This window comes from Paenibacillus durus (assembly GCF_000756615.1).
Lineage (GTDB): Bacteria > Bacillota > Bacilli > Paenibacillales > Paenibacillaceae > Paenibacillus_AQ > Paenibacillus_AQ durus.
The window spans coordinates 869,425-885,841 of the sequence record NZ_CP009288.1; the positions used below are offsets into that span (position 1 = coordinate 869,425).

Consider the following 16,417-nt stretch of genomic DNA (forward strand, 5'->3'; position numbering starts at 1 on the left):
ACCATATTAGTGAGGCGAAAAAATGAAAAAAAACTTTGAAGAAGCTAGAACACGTATTAAAAATATAAATTGGGAGTATAAGGTAAGAAATAAGCCCTCTCATCCTGTTTTGGTAACTGAGTTTATAAGAAGCGGTAATATGTTTTTAGATTACAATGATTATGATCCAAATAATAGACGAGCTATTTTTAGTGCATCTTTGATTTGTAAAATTGACTTACCAATAGATATTAATGGTGTTTGCACAGAATTAAATGAAGTAAAAGATGGTTGGGCTAAAATGATCTGTACTTTTTATTTAGAATGGTCATATTTGGTTGATCAGGAATTTCCCCCAGCACTTCGATTCAAAGATTTATATGATCCAATCATTAAATTGTATGAGCGTGGAGGAAGAATAAGCTATCATCATCATGAGCTGGTCTGTGGAAAGTATGGCTGGTCACGTAATTCAGCTTTAATTTTAAGAAATACACCCCCACTGGATATCCATGATGAAATATTGGATGAAATGGATAATGCATGGTACTATAATCAAAGACTAGATAGGGATTATTTGGATAATTTGAACATAGAACAGAATAGTCCCGAGGAAGTTGCTGGGATCATACTGGAGAGATTAAGGGCTTGCAACAATACCTTAGGGGAGAATATTATTATTCAAACTACATTAGGTGAGTTACTATTAAACAATGGAATACTTGCCTATGAGCATCTAAAAATTATAAAAAATAAACTTGAACAATTTAAGATGAGTGACTTGAGCGTATTATTGCCTGATGCAGAAAAGGAAGATTTATCTTTTCGGATTAAGGAAGTTTTAGCTAGGCTTAAAGAAATATAAAAATAACCAAAGCCCCACCTAATGAAGGGGGCATAAGTAATCTTAAGTCATCTTGTACAGGTACCAGCTAAAGATCGTACAATAAAACCAACAACCAAATACTAATTAAATTGACAAACACTTGTTAAACTTTCAAAAGCTTATTCCAACTTGAACGATAAGTAGGAATGAGCTTTTTTTATGCTCTAAATTAAAGGAGGAATAAAACAATGGCAGAGCAGATTGTTACTGCTAACCCATAATGACCGGAGGTTGACGGTGTAAGCTGTCCTGCTATTGACGGCCATGCTGTCCGCAGTAGGATAGAAAAGCAGGGAGAATCATGACAATTCTCCCTGGATCACGCGCTTTACCATATGGTCGTCCACAATCCGGTGCTTGTTCTGTGCGCCGTAGATCAACGCGTGGGTACAGAGCTTGTTCACCAGCCGGGCGGCTCCGCTGGAAAAACGGTAGATTTCATCCATCGCCGCCTCCGTAAACAGTTCATGCTCGGCACCTGCTGCACTCAGATGCCTCTTCATATAGGCCCCCACTTCCGCCCGGTCCATATGCGGAAGATAACACTGCATATCAATTCGCTGGCGGATCGCCGCATAGGCTTGCAGCCCCAGCCGGTCCCACAGTTCGCTTTGCCCCACCAGAATCAGGGCCATCGGACTCTGTGAATCCATTTTCAGATTTAGTAGAAATCGCAGTTCCTCCAGCATCTCCCGGTCCAGCAGATGGGCTTCATCGACCACGACCACGGGCTGTAGCCGGTGAATCCCACGCATGAGTTCAATCTCCCGGTGTAACTGCCGTTTTGCATCCCCCCGGTAAAATTTCGACTCACAGCCGAGCTGCTCCAGCAGCCCTTTGTAGAAGTGGCGCGGGGTCAGTTTCGAATCGGACAGGTAGAGTAGCTTAAAGCGCGCCTCGTCCAGTTCCTTGGCTAACCGCCGGATCGTAGTCGTTTTCCCGGTCCCGCAGTCCCCTGTGAGCACGGCAAACCACTGGCGTTCCGCGACATAGGCCAGACGCCCGAGCATTTCTTCCTGCGACGCAGACGCATATAACTCGTCTACCGCAAGATCTCTGGAGAACGGAGCACGGTGCAACTCGTAGAAGGACTCAAACATGGCCATCCTCCGCCTGCACTCTGCGGTACGTCACCGCAGGTGCTTCCCGCTGTTTGCGCTGCTGGTGTCGCTGCTCTGCCGCCTCCAGCAGTCTCGACGTGTCGGTCATAGATGCGCCCAGGTGCTCCGGCAACGCCGGACGGGTTCCCGCCCGCTGACCGATTTCCATCTCGCGCACCCGCCACGGCGCTCGTCCCTCATACTCAATCGTCAGTTCCGTGGGGTCTGCCGGGTCATAAACCACCTCGACCGTACAGCCAATGACCGTCAGGCCCACTTCGTACTTTCGGTTCATGAAGCTAATGCAGCCCGACTTGTCGACCTTCCGCTTTTCACTATGCAAGAACGCGTCCGCCAAGGTATCCGGGTCCATGAACCGCAGCGCTTTCTTGTCACTCCGAAACGCCGTTTCCGGGCTTTGCTTGTCCGGCAGGGCGGAGTGGGGCTTGTGCTGGTAGCACTCCGAGAGCCATACCTCGAAGCGCTCATTCAACTGCTCGAGTGTCTTCGGCTTCTCCAAGGCGACTTCGCTCAGAAACGAATCGACGATTTGGTTAAACCGTTCGACCTTGCCTTTGGATTCAGGCGAGTAGGGCTTCGCATAGAGCAGCCGGGTTCCGAGCTTGGAACATATCCGGGTCATGGCTTGGGTACGGTACTGCTTGCCGTTGTCAAAATAGACCGCTTCTGGTACCCCATACTTCTGGATCGCTTGGCGAAACGCCGATTCGACCAGCCGCTGGTCCATGACCGGCACAAACTCCCCATGCAGAATAAACCTTGTAGCGTCGTCAATGAACACGACCAGATACACCTGTTTCATCGTCCCGCTTTCGCCAAGGGGCAAATACGGTCCGTATTTGAGGTCTGACTGCCACAGCTGGTTCCGGTGGCGCTGCTGGAAGCGTCTGGCGGCAACCCCGGATTCGGCGTACATCCGCAGATGGCGCGAGCTGTAGCCACAGGCAGTCAGTCTCTCCTGCAGGGTACTACGCTTAATTTGGCCCGGCGAAATCCGCCCTTCCCATTCTAAAATCTGAATGAGCTGTGCGACGCTGCGGCCGGGGACCTCCCGGCGCAAGAGAATCGCTTGCTCGAGCACGGCGGTAGGAAGAATCTCTTCGGAGGGCTGCCGCCCTTTGCCTTTGGGCTTCAGGCCGGTAAATCCTTCGCTCCGGTAACTCGCCAAATACCGGCGCAAGGTACGTTCGGAGAGTCCGGTTTGCTTACAAATCTGCGCTTTCATCTCCCGGGCTTTGGCCGGGTCCAGCCCTTCGGCAAGCAGGGGAGCGAGAAGCTGCATCCGCTCTGCGGCGAGGGCTTCGGCTTTCTTTTGGTCTTTCATGGGTCGGTAAACTCCTTCCTGAAATGAACTCAAGGAGAGTCTACCGTAGAGCCGGGGCGGACAGATAGGCAAAACGGGTATGTACCCACAAATGAGCGTTTGCGACGGGGCGGACAAGTCTGGCCAGCCAGCCGGGTCCTTGCTGACGAAAGGCGGGGGCGGAGGTCATACGCAGGTGATCCGAAGCTTCGGGGGACCCGGGAGCGAGGCCGGACATCCGAGCCTCCAGCGCCTGCAGAACGAGGATGAAGTAGATAGAGAGCACGCGAAACCAGACCTTCCAACGCCGTAACGTAGAGGTTTCCGCGCAGGCGGTCACGGACGCCTCCGGCTCCGTGACCGCCTGTTCGATACAACGGGAATCGTACCGTTTATAGGGAATGAGTAGATCCGGGAGCTCATGGTGAATCCTGCGGCATCCCACACACCGGAGTCTGCGAATCACCAGTTGGCGCAGCTCACCACCCCCACCCCGGACCTTCCGCTCCCGGCTACCGATAATCTCCAGGTTCTCTGTGCAGCACGGGCAGGGCACCTCCTCCGCACCCCTGACGAAAAACACCAGGGATCTTTTCAACCAGCGCATACTCTGTTACAATGACCATGTCTAATGATGAAGGATATTTCCGGTGCGGCCTGTGCTAGCAGGCATACACGCGATGGAAGTATCCTTTTTCCTTTGCTAGAATACGGTCATTATATCTGGCAACTTCCGGACAGGCAATCCCGCCAGCTTCGCGGCGTTATGCTTTAGCAGAAACAGCAGATATAGGCAGTAGAAAAAGCAGGTTTGATTGCTCAGGCCCAAGCAGAGTATGAGGCATTATTATTAGGAAGAATTACGAGTATTTGAGATGCCGGGAGCGGCCAAAATGCAGGTTTTGGACGGGAGGGGGATCGTTGTATCTCCTGGCGCTCGCAGATGGGGTTATAGGCGCAGGCATGGTCGCCGTCAACATTGAGAAGCTAATCGATCTCAAGAACGGAAATGGAAATACGAATCCGAGCATCCTCGGTATAGACCAGGCGATGCTGGATAATATGGGACTCGCCATCGCGTTTGTGAACCTGGCGTTCTTGATGAAGCACGGCTTGTATAAGGCGGCGGATAAACTAGCGAATAGCAGGAATATTGCGGCGCTGGATGATGCTTGGAAGGCTTGGAGGGCAGGGGGGACGGGTGAAGTTAGTAAGACAGAAAGCATAATTGATGATCTTTACAATAGAACTAAAAATGTGAGGGATCAAATAAAGCAAAAAGCAGATGAAATAAGAAATTCAGATGCATATAAAAATCTTTCAAGTAAAAATAGAAGAATTTTAGAGCAAAAACTAAGAAGATTAGAAAAAGGAAATTTAGCTGCCGCAAGAGTTAATATTCCTGGTATTAAAGAAGATCATATTTCTCATAGTCAAATTAATACACTGAACGATTTATTTGCCGACCTTGACAATTTTACCCATGAAACTAATAATAAAAACTTCGAAACTATATAGAGGATGGTTTTCCTCGATATCAAGACACTGAAGCCAAGATTTTAGAGGACATCGCTTCAAAAATTAAAGATCCAAATGTAGCGGGTGAAATTGATCTGTTTACAAATTTTGACACGTGCCAAAGTTGCACTAATTTGATATTTGAATTTAGACGTAAATTTCCTAATATTAAATTGAACATTTACACTAATAGCATGAGATAAAAGGATGTGTATTATGAGTACTTATGAAGAAATTAAAGATTCTGTGGATTTTGGTTTTGAAGAATATATTGGTAATAACAAGTACAATAGTGCTCAGGCTTCTGCAAGAATTTTAGAGGAGGACTGGTGGCTATTAAACGAAGGCACATTCAGTAAAACAGCATTTTTTATATGCTTGGCCTTAGAAAGTCTCAAAATGAATGAAATTGCAGACTTTATAATGTTAAAATTAGATACCTTCTTAAGAAATTTAGATTTCGAAGATTATATTGAAAAAGATGATGTAAAGCAACTTCTTCATGATATCAATTTGTACAAAGAATTTATAGAAAAGGATGATTATAAAATATTAAAGACAGATGAAACTTGGAAAGGTAGACTTGAATATATTTTGAGTTTAAAACAAGAAGATTTATAAGAACTGTTTATGCGAGTTGAATTCCCCATCGTCCCTAGTGTGATTGAAGTTTATAAAATTGATCTAATCAAAAAAGGGTCTGTCAAGATTTTCGTATAAACTCACTTTACAACTAGAACAACCAAGATCGTACAATTCAATCAACAAACCAAACATTAAACATTACACTTGGTTAACTTTCAAAGGCTTATTCCAACTTGACTATGAGTTAGGAATGAGCCTTTTTTGCATGCTCAAAATCAAAGAAGGAAGAAAGGTGAAGAAAAACAATTGCAAAGAAGGCACAAGCACAGAAAGTGAGCTTCAAACCCAACTCACCTGTTCACAATCTCAAGACCGTGCAAAAAAGGTCAAAGTGCTGATAAATTAATAAAAGCACCTAAGAGAGGCGCGCGGATTAAGGTGTATTTTCCAAGCGGTACCGAGAAGCAGGCGATCGCAATCAACTCGGTTCGCGGCGGAAGCGAGGAGATGAAGAGCCGGACGGTGTTCCAGAAGCCCACGACGAAAGTGTTCGAGATGCCGGGAGCGGCTAAAATGCAGCTGGGAGACGACGGCGTCCTGTTCGAGAAAGGGACGGTCAGCCTGCATCTGGATGGCGGGAACATTACGGTTAATGCAAGCGAGGATCTGCTGCTGGTCGTAGGCAACCGGATGGAGCTGGGGAGCGGGAGCGAGAAGGGAGTGCTCGAGTCCATCCGCATGCGCGCTGCGCAGCAGATTGCACTGCAAACGAACGCTGCCCATTATATGGTCATCCAAGAAAACCGGGTGGGCATCAAGAGCAGCAAGCTGGACTTCCAGAAAGTCGAAGCGGATTTCATGGAGCTGCTGACGGATGAAGAACTCAAGCAGATGTATATCGATGAACAGGCCGAAGCGAAAATCTGGCAAGAAGAACTGGATTTCAACAAAAATATCCCCGTGCCGATGTCCGGAGTGCCTGTGACCGTACCCTTGCCGGAAGGCCACAAGTCGGACATTCGTGCGAAAGTGGCAGCCGAAGTGAACAGCAATCCGAATGGAGTCGATACGGCGCGAAGCTGGCTGAGCGGGAAATCAGCGGAAGAGCAGCAGAACGCCTACCAGAAGAGCTACGTCCCGCCAGCTGAACCGAAGAAGAGTAAGAAAGAGAAACAAGCGGAGCTGGCAGAGCGGCAGAAGGAATATGAGCAGGAAGACCAGGACCGGACCGCGGTGTATGAGTGGAATCAAAGCGCGAAGAAGATCATGGAGCAGGGAGCACAGGAAGGCAAGTCGCCAGCGGAGATCCGGGCGATGCTCCCCCCGCAGCCTGCACTTACACCAAGAGCGCCGCAGGAAAGCCATTGGCCGGGTATGATACAAAAGATGCTGGATTTCACGGGGATCGGGAAAATGATGGAAAAGATGGGTCCTGCTCTAGACGCGTGGCAGCTCGAGCATGTCATCCCGCAGAAGCCGGACTATCTCAGCAAGCATACAGAAAAAAAGGTATACTTATCCCGTTATACGTTCCAAGTATTAGTCATCGATCCCCAAGTTCTGATTGCGGAGATCAATCTCTTATTCGGAGCGGTGGCGATCATCGGGGCGTTTTGGACGGGAGGGGGATCGTTGTATCTCCTGGCGCTCGCAGATGGGGTCATAGGCGCAGGTATGGTTGCCGTCAACATTGAGAAGCTAATCGATCTCAAGAACGGAAATGGAAATACGAATCCGAACCTCCTCGGTATAGACCAGGCGATGCTGGATAAAATGGGACTCGCTATCGCATTTGTGAATCTGGCGTTCTTGATGAAGCACGGCTTGTACAAGGCGGCGGATAAACTAGCGAATGGCAGGAATATCGCGGCGCTGGAAGAGCTGGAAGATGCTTTGAAGGCAGGGGGGACGGGTGAAGGTGTTATTGGGAAAACTGGTGAGGGAATACCAATTGAAGAAGTAAGACCAGATATACTTGAACAGATTTATCGGGATGACGCAGGTGTATATGGATACTTACCTAAAGAGAGAACGCCATATGCAAAATATGATTTCACGGATGTTGAAAAGGTTAAGCAGAACAGGGCTATTAGAGAAGAGTATTTACAACAATCTAAAAAAATTCAAGAAGAAATTGATAGGATGGTGCAACAAGGTACCCCAATTGATGAAATAGCAAATAGAGTTGTTAATATGCGAAATCAAGATAAAGTTTCAGCGAGAGCAAAAATGGCACCTGAAGAATTGGCTCCAATAGAGGAAAGGAACATGAAACTATATGGTAATCCGATAGGGCCTGATGCAAAGTGGCTTTTTGATAGTAAGAAACAAAAAATGCTTGAACAGGGATTAAATCCTACAGATTATGAAATATGGCAATCAATAATTAAAAGCTCAATGAAAAAAGATGATGTGTTGAATACATTATTGGGATTAAAGCATTAGAAAAACATTAAGTGTATAGCGATGTGAAAACAATATTTGTTTAAAAGGAGTATACTCAAATGATAACATTGCGCAATTATCCAAAGCTGGGATCGTACATTTTAATTGATAATAATACTTATTCAATCGAAGAAGCTGAGGATAGGTATAAAGTAATACAAGGGATTGGGGGAATAAGTGAAGATGGACAGGTAGTTGGTATCTATGTTAAAAATAACAAACTATTTTTTTTCTACAATGGACAATCATTTGAGGCACCCATAAGCGACCTGAATTGTACAAATAATTATGTTTCCAAATTAAAAAGATGTTTTAGTGTAACAATAGGGGGGCAAGATATCTGTAATATAATTTATGAGCCTTTTATCGACCCTGGAATGATTTATTACGATGCAGACCCTGAAGAGTTTGATGCTTTGTTATATATAAGTGAGTTATTAAAGAGTGAGGATTCTATTAAGAAATTTATGAAGGGGATGGAAATAATTAAAGAGCAGTATAGAGCTTAATGTTTTAGATACAGAAATTTGAGCGTATAGCAGTCTGTATAGATGAGTAAAACTAGTTTGTAAATATATGGGTTTAAAATAACTTATAGAGAATGGAATGAAAGAGGAGAATTAATAAAAGAAAAATTGGAGCCAACCCAATTTGAGAAAGATACCATAAAAAAATGGGCGGATCAAGATGAAAAGTAAAATTATGGAAGTTTTTGATGGAATTCAATCCGACTTATCTCATAAAATAAGATTAAAGAATAGCTTTGCTAGAGAAGATATACGCCTAATAGCAGGAGTCGATTTAGCTTATTGGGAGGAAGGAGAGGCCACAGTCGCATGTTGCTGTATTTGCGTCCTAGATTTTTCAACAAAAAAAATAATCGAAATAAAATCTTTAATAGACGAAGTTAATGTGGCGTATATGCCAGGCTATTTATCATTTAGAGAACTACCCTTAATTATGCAAACTTTTAAAAAATTAAGTAATGATCCTGATCTTGTGATGTTTGATGGTAATGGTTATTTACATCCCAGAAATATGGGTATTGCAACACATGCTTCATTTCATTTAAATAAATCAACAATAGGAATCGCCAAAAGCTATTTAAAAATCAATTCTGTTGACTTCATTATGCCAAGTAATAATGTCGGAGCGTTTACTGATATTGTAATAAACAGAATAGTATATGGAAGGGCACTGCGAACACATAAAAATGTGAAACCCATTTTTGTATCGTGTGGAAACTGGATTGATATAGATACGGCCACTGAAATTACGCTAGAGTTAATCAATAATGAGAGCCGACTACCTATACCAGTAAGACAAGCCGATTTAGAAACGAAAAAAATTAAAAGAAGAAAATCTCTCCTGTTCTAAACTAGACTTATGATGAGGACCGTCTAGTAGTTTATCAAACGAAGTTAATATTTTTGCTTAGAATGAACAAGGTTAATCACCCTTTGTTTATAATGTGGTTGGTCTACGGTTGATGATCAGATCAGTAAATAGGGTATGTCAAGAATTTTGTGTAAACTCACTTTACAACCGAACAACAAGATCGCACTATTAACCAATAAACCAAACAGTAAACAACTTAAATAAAAACTTGATAATCTATTAAAAGCTTATTCCAACTTGAATTATGAGTAGGAATGAGCTTTTTTTGCATACCCAAAATTAAAGAAGGAAGAGTGAAGAGGAAGCGGAACTCTGCATCCAACGAAGCAGCTTTGAGGACAGTGTATAATGCTACATAGAATCTAGACAGCAAAAAAGGAGATTCTTAGTTGTGCCAACATCAAGACGAACATTCACGCCGGAAGAAAAAGCACGAATTGTACTGGAGATTCTAAGAGAAGAAAAGTCCATTTCGCAGCTGGCTTCGGAAGAAGGAATCCATCCCAATGTGTTAAATCGCTGGAAGAATGAAGCGACTCAAAATCTGGCTCAGCTCTTTGTAGACGACCGGAAAGGGATCACGAAGATGAAAAAAGAATACGAGCAGCAGATCGAAGACCTCTACGCCGAAGTGGGTAAACTGACCACCCAATTGTCGTGGCTCAAAAAAAAATCTGGCCGATAATCTCAGCCGTGCCGAACGGTTGCTCCTCGTCGAGTATGGGAACGCTGAACTTTCCATTCAAACGCAGGCGGACTTGCTCAGCCTGAATCGTTCCAGCCTGTATTACAAGCCGGTCCCTCCCTCCCCGGAGGAAATTCGCCTCAAGCACCGGATTGACGAGCTTTACACCCGCCATTCGTTTATGGGTTACCGGACGATTGCGGCCATCATGAACCGGGAAGGGGATGCTATTCATCCCAACACCGTACGGCGGTATATGCGGGAAATGGGGATCATGGCGATCTTCCCCGGTCCTAACCTGAGTAAGCGAGACCTACAGCACCGGATCTACCCGTACCTGCTGCGTAAGCTGCCGATTACAGCGCCGGATCAGGTCTGGAGTGTCGATATTACCTATAGTACGCCCAGCTAACAAGTTCCTGTAATGGAACAAGTTACTCGAGCATGTTTGGAATGCATGTTGAGATTTTTTTTTTACAGACATGCCCTTCTTCTGCTGTGAGAAGAAGTGAGCCGAAGCGGCGGTGACTTGCCGACACTGGCAAGGTGACGTAGTCCGCGGGAAACGGGGCTTGCGGCGAAGCGATTACGCCAAGATGAGTCTCTAGGCTGAGCATGGGAAGGCTGAGGAACACAAACCTATTAAACCGCATCTGAGGGTTGAAATGTCACCCCTGCCTACATCGCTTAACAGGCAGGTCACGGACTGAACTGCCGTTAGCCGCATTGACGGCATTCACGAAATCCGGTCAAACATGTAAGTTGACCGGATGGGATTCACGGAGAGTGCATAGCTAGACCGCGATGTCCGCGACGACTTGCAGAATGCAAGGATAAAGACTGCGATACGCAGCCTAACCCATGTGTGGAGTCCAGCATGTGAACTGGGGAAAGTCTGCATAGATGCCAAGGGAGTGAGTTCCCCGATGCTATGCAGAATGACGGAGCCTCCGTAGTAGTCTGAGATCGGGAAAGCCGGTTACATGGCGAAGGGAGGCAGTTTAAGTGGTTTGCTTGGCTCATTAACTGACCCTAGTGAGGTGAAGACCTTTGATAATCAGTGAAATGCAAAGCAAACTGGCGACATGGTCAACAGAAAACAAGGATCGTAAGTTCGACCGACTAATCAGACTAATTGCTGACAGGTCTTGGTTAAGTGAAGCGGCTCGTATCACTCTCGCTTCAAGCGGCGCTCGAACACCGGGCGTAGACGGCGTAGACAGGCGTAAGATGGAAGGAAAGCTCGATCTAGAACTGGAAATGTTACACTATGAACTGCTGAGCGGAAGATACTGTCCGCAACCTGCCCGACGAGTATATATCCCTAAAGCCAATGGCAAACTCAGACCGCTAGGTATTCCATGTCTTCGAGATCGTATCGTGCAAAGGGCAATGCTGATGGTAATGGAGCCGATATGGGAAAGTGATTTCCATCCGGTATCCTATGGTTTCAGACCTGCACGGAGCGTACATCATGCAATTCGTACTGTCAAAATGCAATTGCAAGATGGAAATGAACAACTGAACGCAACCGCCGGTCGCTGGGTCATTGAAGGAGACTTGGCGAGTTATTTCGATACCGTACACCATCGGCTGCTCATGAAGGCTGTCCGTAAACGTATCTCTGACCAGAGATTCCTTTCCTTGATATGGAAGATGATCAAGGCAGGATGCGTAGACCACGGTTTATTTCGCGCCTCAAGCGAGGGAGTTCCGCAAGGTGGGGTTATCTCGCCCCTCCTATCCAATATAATGTTACACGAATTTGATCAATGGATGGAAGCGAAATTTCTGAGTAAGAAGGTACGAAAAGATCGCTGGGCTTGGAACTTCGGCATTCAGAAAGAGCGCCCTATCGCGATACGTGAAAATCGGCAGTGGAAGCCAGCTATTTCGTACTGCCGCTATGCGGATGATTTTGTGGTGATTGTCAAAGGAACCAAGGCACATGCAGAAGAAGTTCGTGAAGCATGTCGGGAGTTTCTCGAAGATAAGTTGAAACTCACGCTCAACATGCAGAAAACGCATATCACGCACGTCAATGACGGTTTTGTCTTCCTCGGACATCGTATCATTCGCAAACGTGGGGCTCGGGGACGAATGCGCCCTGTCTCATCCATTCCATGGGAGAAATACCGCCGCTTCACGGAAAAACTTGTCAAGCAATTGTCGGGAAATTACAGCATGAACGTTATGGACTTGGTCGAAAGCCTAAACCGACAACTTGCAGGATGGGCAAACTTTTATCAATACACAGACCATACAGCGACGATATTCGGTAAAGTAGATCGCGCGGTGTTCTGGAAACTCGGCTACTGGCTGGCAAGAAAGTACAAGCGTGGCTTCCGAGCTTTGATGCGAGATTATGTCCGCTCACCAGAAAAAGGAAAGGCTAAAATCTGGGTACTGCAGGGTCAGAACAGTCGCGGATTCTATGGTGAACTAGCACTGAGAAGGCTAATCACTAGCCGCAAAGGTTGGTTCACATGGCGAAACCCTACCGAAAATCCATATATCCTACGTTCAGACAAACGACGAACTATTGAATCCTATTATGATGATGTCGCCTTTGCTATGAGCAACACTTAAATGGAGAGCCGGATGCGCTGAGAGGTGCATGTCCGGTTCGGGAAGGAGAAACGGGGAAATAGTTCGACTACGCCCCGTCTCTTACTTCACTCCGCATGAAACAGGGCTGGATGTATCTGTATGCCGTCATGGACTGGTATTCGCGCTTCATTGTGGACTGGCAACTGGATCAAAGTCTGGAAATTGACTTTGTCCTGGAAACCATGAAACGCGCCTTGGCCCGTCGTGTTCCGTCCATCGTGAACAGCGACCAGGGCAGCCACTTCACCAGTCCCAAGTACATTGATCTGCTCAAGGAAAAGGAGATTCGGATCAGCATGGACGGGAAGGGCCGAGCGACAGACAATATTGTCATTGAGCGCTTTTGGCGCAGCCTAAAGTACAACGAAATTTACATCAACGAGTATGGCAGTCCAAGAGAGACCCGGCAGGGTGTAGGAGGATATATCCATTTGCATAATCACTACCTGCCTCATCAGTCCCTGCAAAACCATACGCCGGCTGCTGTGTATAACCAGGAGGTCATGCTTTCATCCACATAGGAATAAGGTGAAGGGAACTTTGTTCCCCTCCCGCGCCTTCGCTTGGGCCTTGTCCTCCACCTACAACAGCTCTACTTTTCACTTTGCACTTTTTTTCACACCTTAAATATATTCAAATCTCTGTCTTGACATCTTGTAGCACCATAGTGTGGTCCTCTGGAGGCCTGCCGAGCCGAAAGCGGAGAGGTGGTTCGCCGGGGGCATTACGGGTATCGATATTCGCATGGAAGACGGGATTCCGCATGTGCAAGTCGAGGCGATCTCGCGCACGTATGCCATGGATATGGAGCCGAAAAACCGGTCGTATCAGAACAAGCATTTGACCTATTCGGACGCCATAGCGCAGCTCGTCGCTGATTACCCCGGAGGGGCTGCGCAAAATATGGCGACAAGCGAGGAAGCGGCAATCGGCGCGTTAATGGTTCAATTTGGAGAGACCGACTGGCAATTTATGAAGCGGCTAGCCTCCCGGGTCGGGACCGTTATTTTGCCGGATGTGGCGCTGGATGCGCCGCGCGTCTATTTCGGCGTGCCGGATTTGTCATGGGGCGAGGAGCTGAAGTCCAAGCGTTACACCGCCGTGAAGGACCGGGCCCGCTATGAAGAGCTGAAGGCGCATGCGGAAGGAAATGAAGCGGACCTCCTTCAGGAGGCGGATTTTGTCCACTACCGGGTCATCAGCGAGCAATATTGCGAGGTCGGAGATGATGTGCTTTTTAAAAACCAGATGTGGGTCGTCTCCGAATCGGTGATCAGCTATGCATCGGGGCTGCTGCAATATGAATATGTGCTGGTGAAGCGTCAGACGCTGAGAATGAAGCTGCGGCAAAATGAGCGGATTCAAGGCGTCTCCCTCGAAGGCCGGGTCGTGAAACGGGCGAACAATATGGTGAAGGTTCATCTGGACATCGATGCGGAGCATGACGCGCAAGGGAACTGGTGGTTCCCCTACTCGGGGGAAGGGAACAATATCTTCCACTGTCTGCCGGAGGAAGGCGCGCGGATTAAGGTGTATTTTCCAAGCGGTACCGAGAAGCAGGCGATGGCAATCAACTCGGTTCGCGGCGGAAGTGAGGAGATGAAGAGCCGGACGGTGTTCCAAAAGCCCACGACGAAAGTGTTCGAGATGCCGGGAGCGGCCAAGATGCAGCTGGGAGACGACGGCGTCCTGTTCGAGAAAGGGACGGTCAGCCTGCATCTGGATGGCGGGAACATTACGGTTAATGCAAGCGAGGATTTGTTGCTGGTGGCAGGCAACCGGATGGAGGTGGGGAGCGGGAGCGAGAAGGGAGTGCTCGAGTCCATCCGCATGCGCGCCGCGAAGCAGATTGCGCTGCAAACGAACGCTGCCCATTATATGGTCATCCAAGAAAACCGGGTGGGCATCAAGAGCAGCAAGCTGGACTTCCAGAAAGTCGAAGCGGATTTCATGGAGCTGCTGACGGATGAAGAACTCAAGCAGATGTATATCGATGAACAGGCCGAAGCGAAAATTTGGAAAGAAGAACTGGATTTCAACAAGAATGTCCCCGTTCCGATGTCCGGAGTGCCTGTGACCGTACCCTTGCCGGAAGGCAATAAGGCGGACATTCGTGCGAAAGTGGCAGCCGAAGTGAACAGCAATCCGAATGGAATCGCTGCGGCGCGAAGCTGGCTGAACGGGAAATCGGCGGAAGAGCAGCAGAACGCCTACCAGAAGAGCTACGCCCAGCCAGTTGAACCGAAGAAGAGTAAGAAAGAGAAACAAGCGGAACTGGCAGAGAGTCAGAAGGAATATGAGCAGGAAGACCGGGACCGGACAGCGGTATATGAGTGGAATCAAAGCGCGAAGAAGATCATGGAGCAAGGAGCACGGGAAGGCAAGTCGCCAGCGGAGATCCGGGCGATGCTTCCCCCACAGCCTGTACCTACGCGAAGGGCGCCGCAGGAAAGCCATGAGCCGGGTATAATCGAGCAGATGCTGGATTTCACGGGGATCGGGAAACTGTTAGAAAAAATGGGTCCTGCTCTAGACGCGTGGCAGCTCGAGCATGTCATCCCGCAGAAGCCGGACTATCTCAGCAAGCATACAGAAAAAAAGGTATACTTATCCCGTTATACGTTCCAAGTATTAGTCATCGATCCTCAAGTTCTGATCGCGGAGATCAATCTCTTATTTGGAGCGGTGGCGATCATCGGGGCGTTTGCGACAGGAGGGGGATCGCTATATCTCCTGGCGCTCGCAGATGGGGTTATAGGCGCAGGCATGGTTGCCGTCAACATTGAGAAGCTAATCGATCTCAAGAACGGAAATGGAAATACGAATCCGAACCTCCTCGGTATAGACCAGGCGATGCTGGATAAAATGGGGCTCGCTATCGCGTTTGTGAATCTGGCGTTTTTGATGAAGCACGGCTTGTACAAGGCGGCGGATAAACTGGCGAATGGCAGGAATATCGCGGCGCTGGATGATTGGAAGGCTTGGAGGGACAAGCCGGGAACATCTCCTAAACCAAAAACAGAACTTCACTTGGAAGAGCCAGAAAAAGTTGGTTCAGGTATCAATAGGGCGATGGATGAATTTGATGATACTGATATTTATCATGCAGCAGGTAGGGAGAGAACAGAAGGATTGGAACCTCCGCATTCAACGAGAGGGTCGCATGATGAGGGTAAGGGAAAACCCAAAACAGAAACGAAAACTAAACCAAAGGATAAAGAGGAACATAAAAGAAGGGAAAGAGAGGAAGAGCGTAAAAGAAGAGAAAGCGAGCATACTAAGGGGACGGGTGAAATTGAATATTTAACCGATCCTGCGGAAATGAGACCACATATCGTACCTCCTAAAGATGGATTTGATGCGTTTGTAGAAAGAAAATATATTGAAATAAGAAAAATAGGCTTGGAAGATGTATCAACGGTTGCTAAAAATACAGGACTAACTGAGGAACAAGTTGCAAATATGAAAAAACACTTATTTTTAGAGATTCACGATTTATCGGTAGATGGTAAGCCTTATGAAAAATTATATTTTCAGGCGGATCCTGATATCGCTTATGCTTGGCAACTAGCACAAAAGAGAGAGCTTACAGATATTGAAAAAGATTGGTTTAAGAGACTGGCAAATCATGAATTAAAAGAACAAGATATCATGAAGAACGGGTACGTGGATGGAAATGGTAACAAAATAGAACCTTTACCTTTAAGAGATCCATCTACTTGGAACGGAAGAAGTTATGATCCAGACCCTACAAAAAATGCCCATGATGCAGCAAATGCTCTAAAGGCCGTACAACCATCAGATCCATTCCCGGGATATGACTACCCAACTGATTATATGAAATATTCCGATAAAGATATTGACTATTAATGTTAGAGGTGAGAAAA

The 16,417-nt window shown here is 46.9% G+C and carries 15 protein-coding genes; 12 read left to right on the top strand and 3 right to left on the bottom strand.

Going from position 1 to position 16,417, the window contains the following annotated elements:
* Nucleotides 1-22: 22 nt before the first annotated feature.
* Nucleotides 23-844, top strand: a complete 822-nt coding sequence (locus PDUR_RS27065) for an Imm3 family immunity protein (protein ID WP_052410004.1) — start codon at nucleotides 23-25, stop codon at nucleotides 842-844.
* Nucleotides 845-1,164: 320 nt separating this feature from the next.
* Here PDUR_RS27065 and PDUR_RS03975 read toward each other — a convergent pair whose 3' ends face one another.
* Genes PDUR_RS03975 through PDUR_RS03985 form a run of 3 tightly spaced genes read right to left on the bottom strand, consistent with a single transcriptional unit; the run spans nucleotide 1,165 to nucleotide 3,887 of the window.
* Nucleotides 1,165-1,965 carry an ExeA family protein gene (locus tag PDUR_RS03975; protein ID WP_042205200.1) on the bottom strand — a complete coding sequence of 267 codons (801 nt, stop codon included), beginning with the start codon at nucleotides 1,963-1,965 and terminating at the stop codon, nucleotides 1,165-1,167.
* Nucleotides 1,958-3,310 carry a DDE-type integrase/transposase/recombinase gene (locus tag PDUR_RS03980; protein ID WP_042205201.1) on the bottom strand — a complete coding sequence of 451 codons (1,353 nt, stop codon included), beginning with the start codon at nucleotides 3,308-3,310 and terminating at the stop codon, nucleotides 1,958-1,960. Before PDUR_RS03980 ends, PDUR_RS03975 begins: the two co-directional genes overlap by 8 nt.
* A gap of 40 nt (nucleotides 3,311-3,350) precedes the next feature.
* Complete coding sequence (locus tag PDUR_RS03985) at nucleotides 3,351-3,887, bottom strand: DUF6431 domain-containing protein (RefSeq protein WP_156130276.1); 537 nt, start codon at nucleotides 3,885-3,887, stop codon at nucleotides 3,351-3,353.
* 323 nt (nucleotides 3,888-4,210) lie between these two features.
* Here PDUR_RS03985 and PDUR_RS28510 point away from each other — a divergent pair, with 323 nt between their 5' ends.
* The 11 genes from PDUR_RS28510 to PDUR_RS27070 all read left to right on the top strand — a co-directional run bounded on the left by PDUR_RS28510 (nucleotide 4,211) and on the right by PDUR_RS27070 (nucleotide 16,400).
* Nucleotides 4,211-4,807 carry a hypothetical protein gene (locus tag PDUR_RS28510; protein WP_042205202.1) on the top strand — a complete coding sequence of 199 codons (597 nt, stop codon included), beginning with the start codon at nucleotides 4,211-4,213 and terminating at the stop codon, nucleotides 4,805-4,807.
* Nucleotides 4,804-5,010, top strand: a complete 207-nt coding sequence (locus PDUR_RS30265) for a deaminase domain-containing protein (protein ID WP_156130657.1) — start codon at nucleotides 4,804-4,806, stop codon at nucleotides 5,008-5,010. The genes PDUR_RS28510 and PDUR_RS30265 overlap by 4 nt, the downstream gene beginning before the upstream one ends.
* 13 nt (nucleotides 5,011-5,023) lie before the next feature.
* Nucleotides 5,024-5,428, top strand: a complete 405-nt coding sequence (locus PDUR_RS03995; RefSeq protein ID WP_042205203.1) for a hypothetical protein — start codon at nucleotides 5,024-5,026, stop codon at nucleotides 5,426-5,428.
* A 402-nt stretch (nucleotides 5,429-5,830) separates the two neighbouring features.
* Nucleotides 5,831-7,837, top strand: coding sequence for a hypothetical protein (locus tag PDUR_RS29645; protein ID WP_233277472.1), 2,007 nt, complete (start codon nucleotides 5,831-5,833; stop codon nucleotides 7,835-7,837).
* Nucleotides 7,838-7,896: 59 nt separating this feature from the next.
* The gene (locus tag PDUR_RS04005) at nucleotides 7,897-8,346 is read left to right on the top strand and encodes a hypothetical protein (protein ID WP_042205204.1); all 450 of its coding nucleotides are present in this window, start codon (nucleotides 7,897-7,899) and stop codon (nucleotides 8,344-8,346) included.
* A 178-nt stretch (nucleotides 8,347-8,524) separates the two neighbouring features.
* Nucleotides 8,525-9,214 carry an endonuclease V gene (locus PDUR_RS04010; RefSeq protein WP_042205205.1) on the top strand — a complete coding sequence of 230 codons (690 nt, stop codon included), beginning with the start codon at nucleotides 8,525-8,527 and terminating at the stop codon, nucleotides 9,212-9,214.
* 412 nt (nucleotides 9,215-9,626) lie between these two features.
* On the top strand, nucleotides 9,627-9,920 hold the full coding sequence (locus PDUR_RS28525) for a transposase (RefSeq protein ID WP_042205154.1): 294 nt from the start codon (nucleotides 9,627-9,629) through the stop codon (nucleotides 9,918-9,920).
* 19 nt (nucleotides 9,921-9,939) lie between these two features.
* A complete protein-coding gene (locus PDUR_RS04020; protein WP_081949379.1) occupies nucleotides 9,940-10,332 on the top strand; it encodes an IS3 family transposase in 393 nt (130 codons plus the stop codon).
* Between the two features lie 638 nt (nucleotides 10,333-10,970).
* Nucleotides 10,971-12,509 (top strand): group II intron reverse transcriptase/maturase, encoded by a 1,539-nt coding sequence (gene ltrA / locus PDUR_RS04025; protein ID WP_218918416.1) that lies wholly within the window; start codon nucleotides 10,971-10,973, stop codon nucleotides 12,507-12,509.
* A 95-nt stretch (nucleotides 12,510-12,604) separates the two neighbouring features.
* The gene (locus PDUR_RS04030; protein ID WP_081949380.1) at nucleotides 12,605-13,051 is read left to right on the top strand and encodes a DDE-type integrase/transposase/recombinase; all 447 of its coding nucleotides are present in this window, start codon (nucleotides 12,605-12,607) and stop codon (nucleotides 13,049-13,051) included.
* Nucleotides 13,052-13,199: 148 nt separating this feature from the next.
* Nucleotides 13,200-16,400, top strand: a complete 3,201-nt coding sequence (locus PDUR_RS27070; RefSeq protein ID WP_156130282.1) for a type VI secretion system Vgr family protein — start codon at nucleotides 13,200-13,202, stop codon at nucleotides 16,398-16,400.
* The last annotated feature ends 17 nt before the right edge of the window (nucleotides 16,401-16,417 follow it).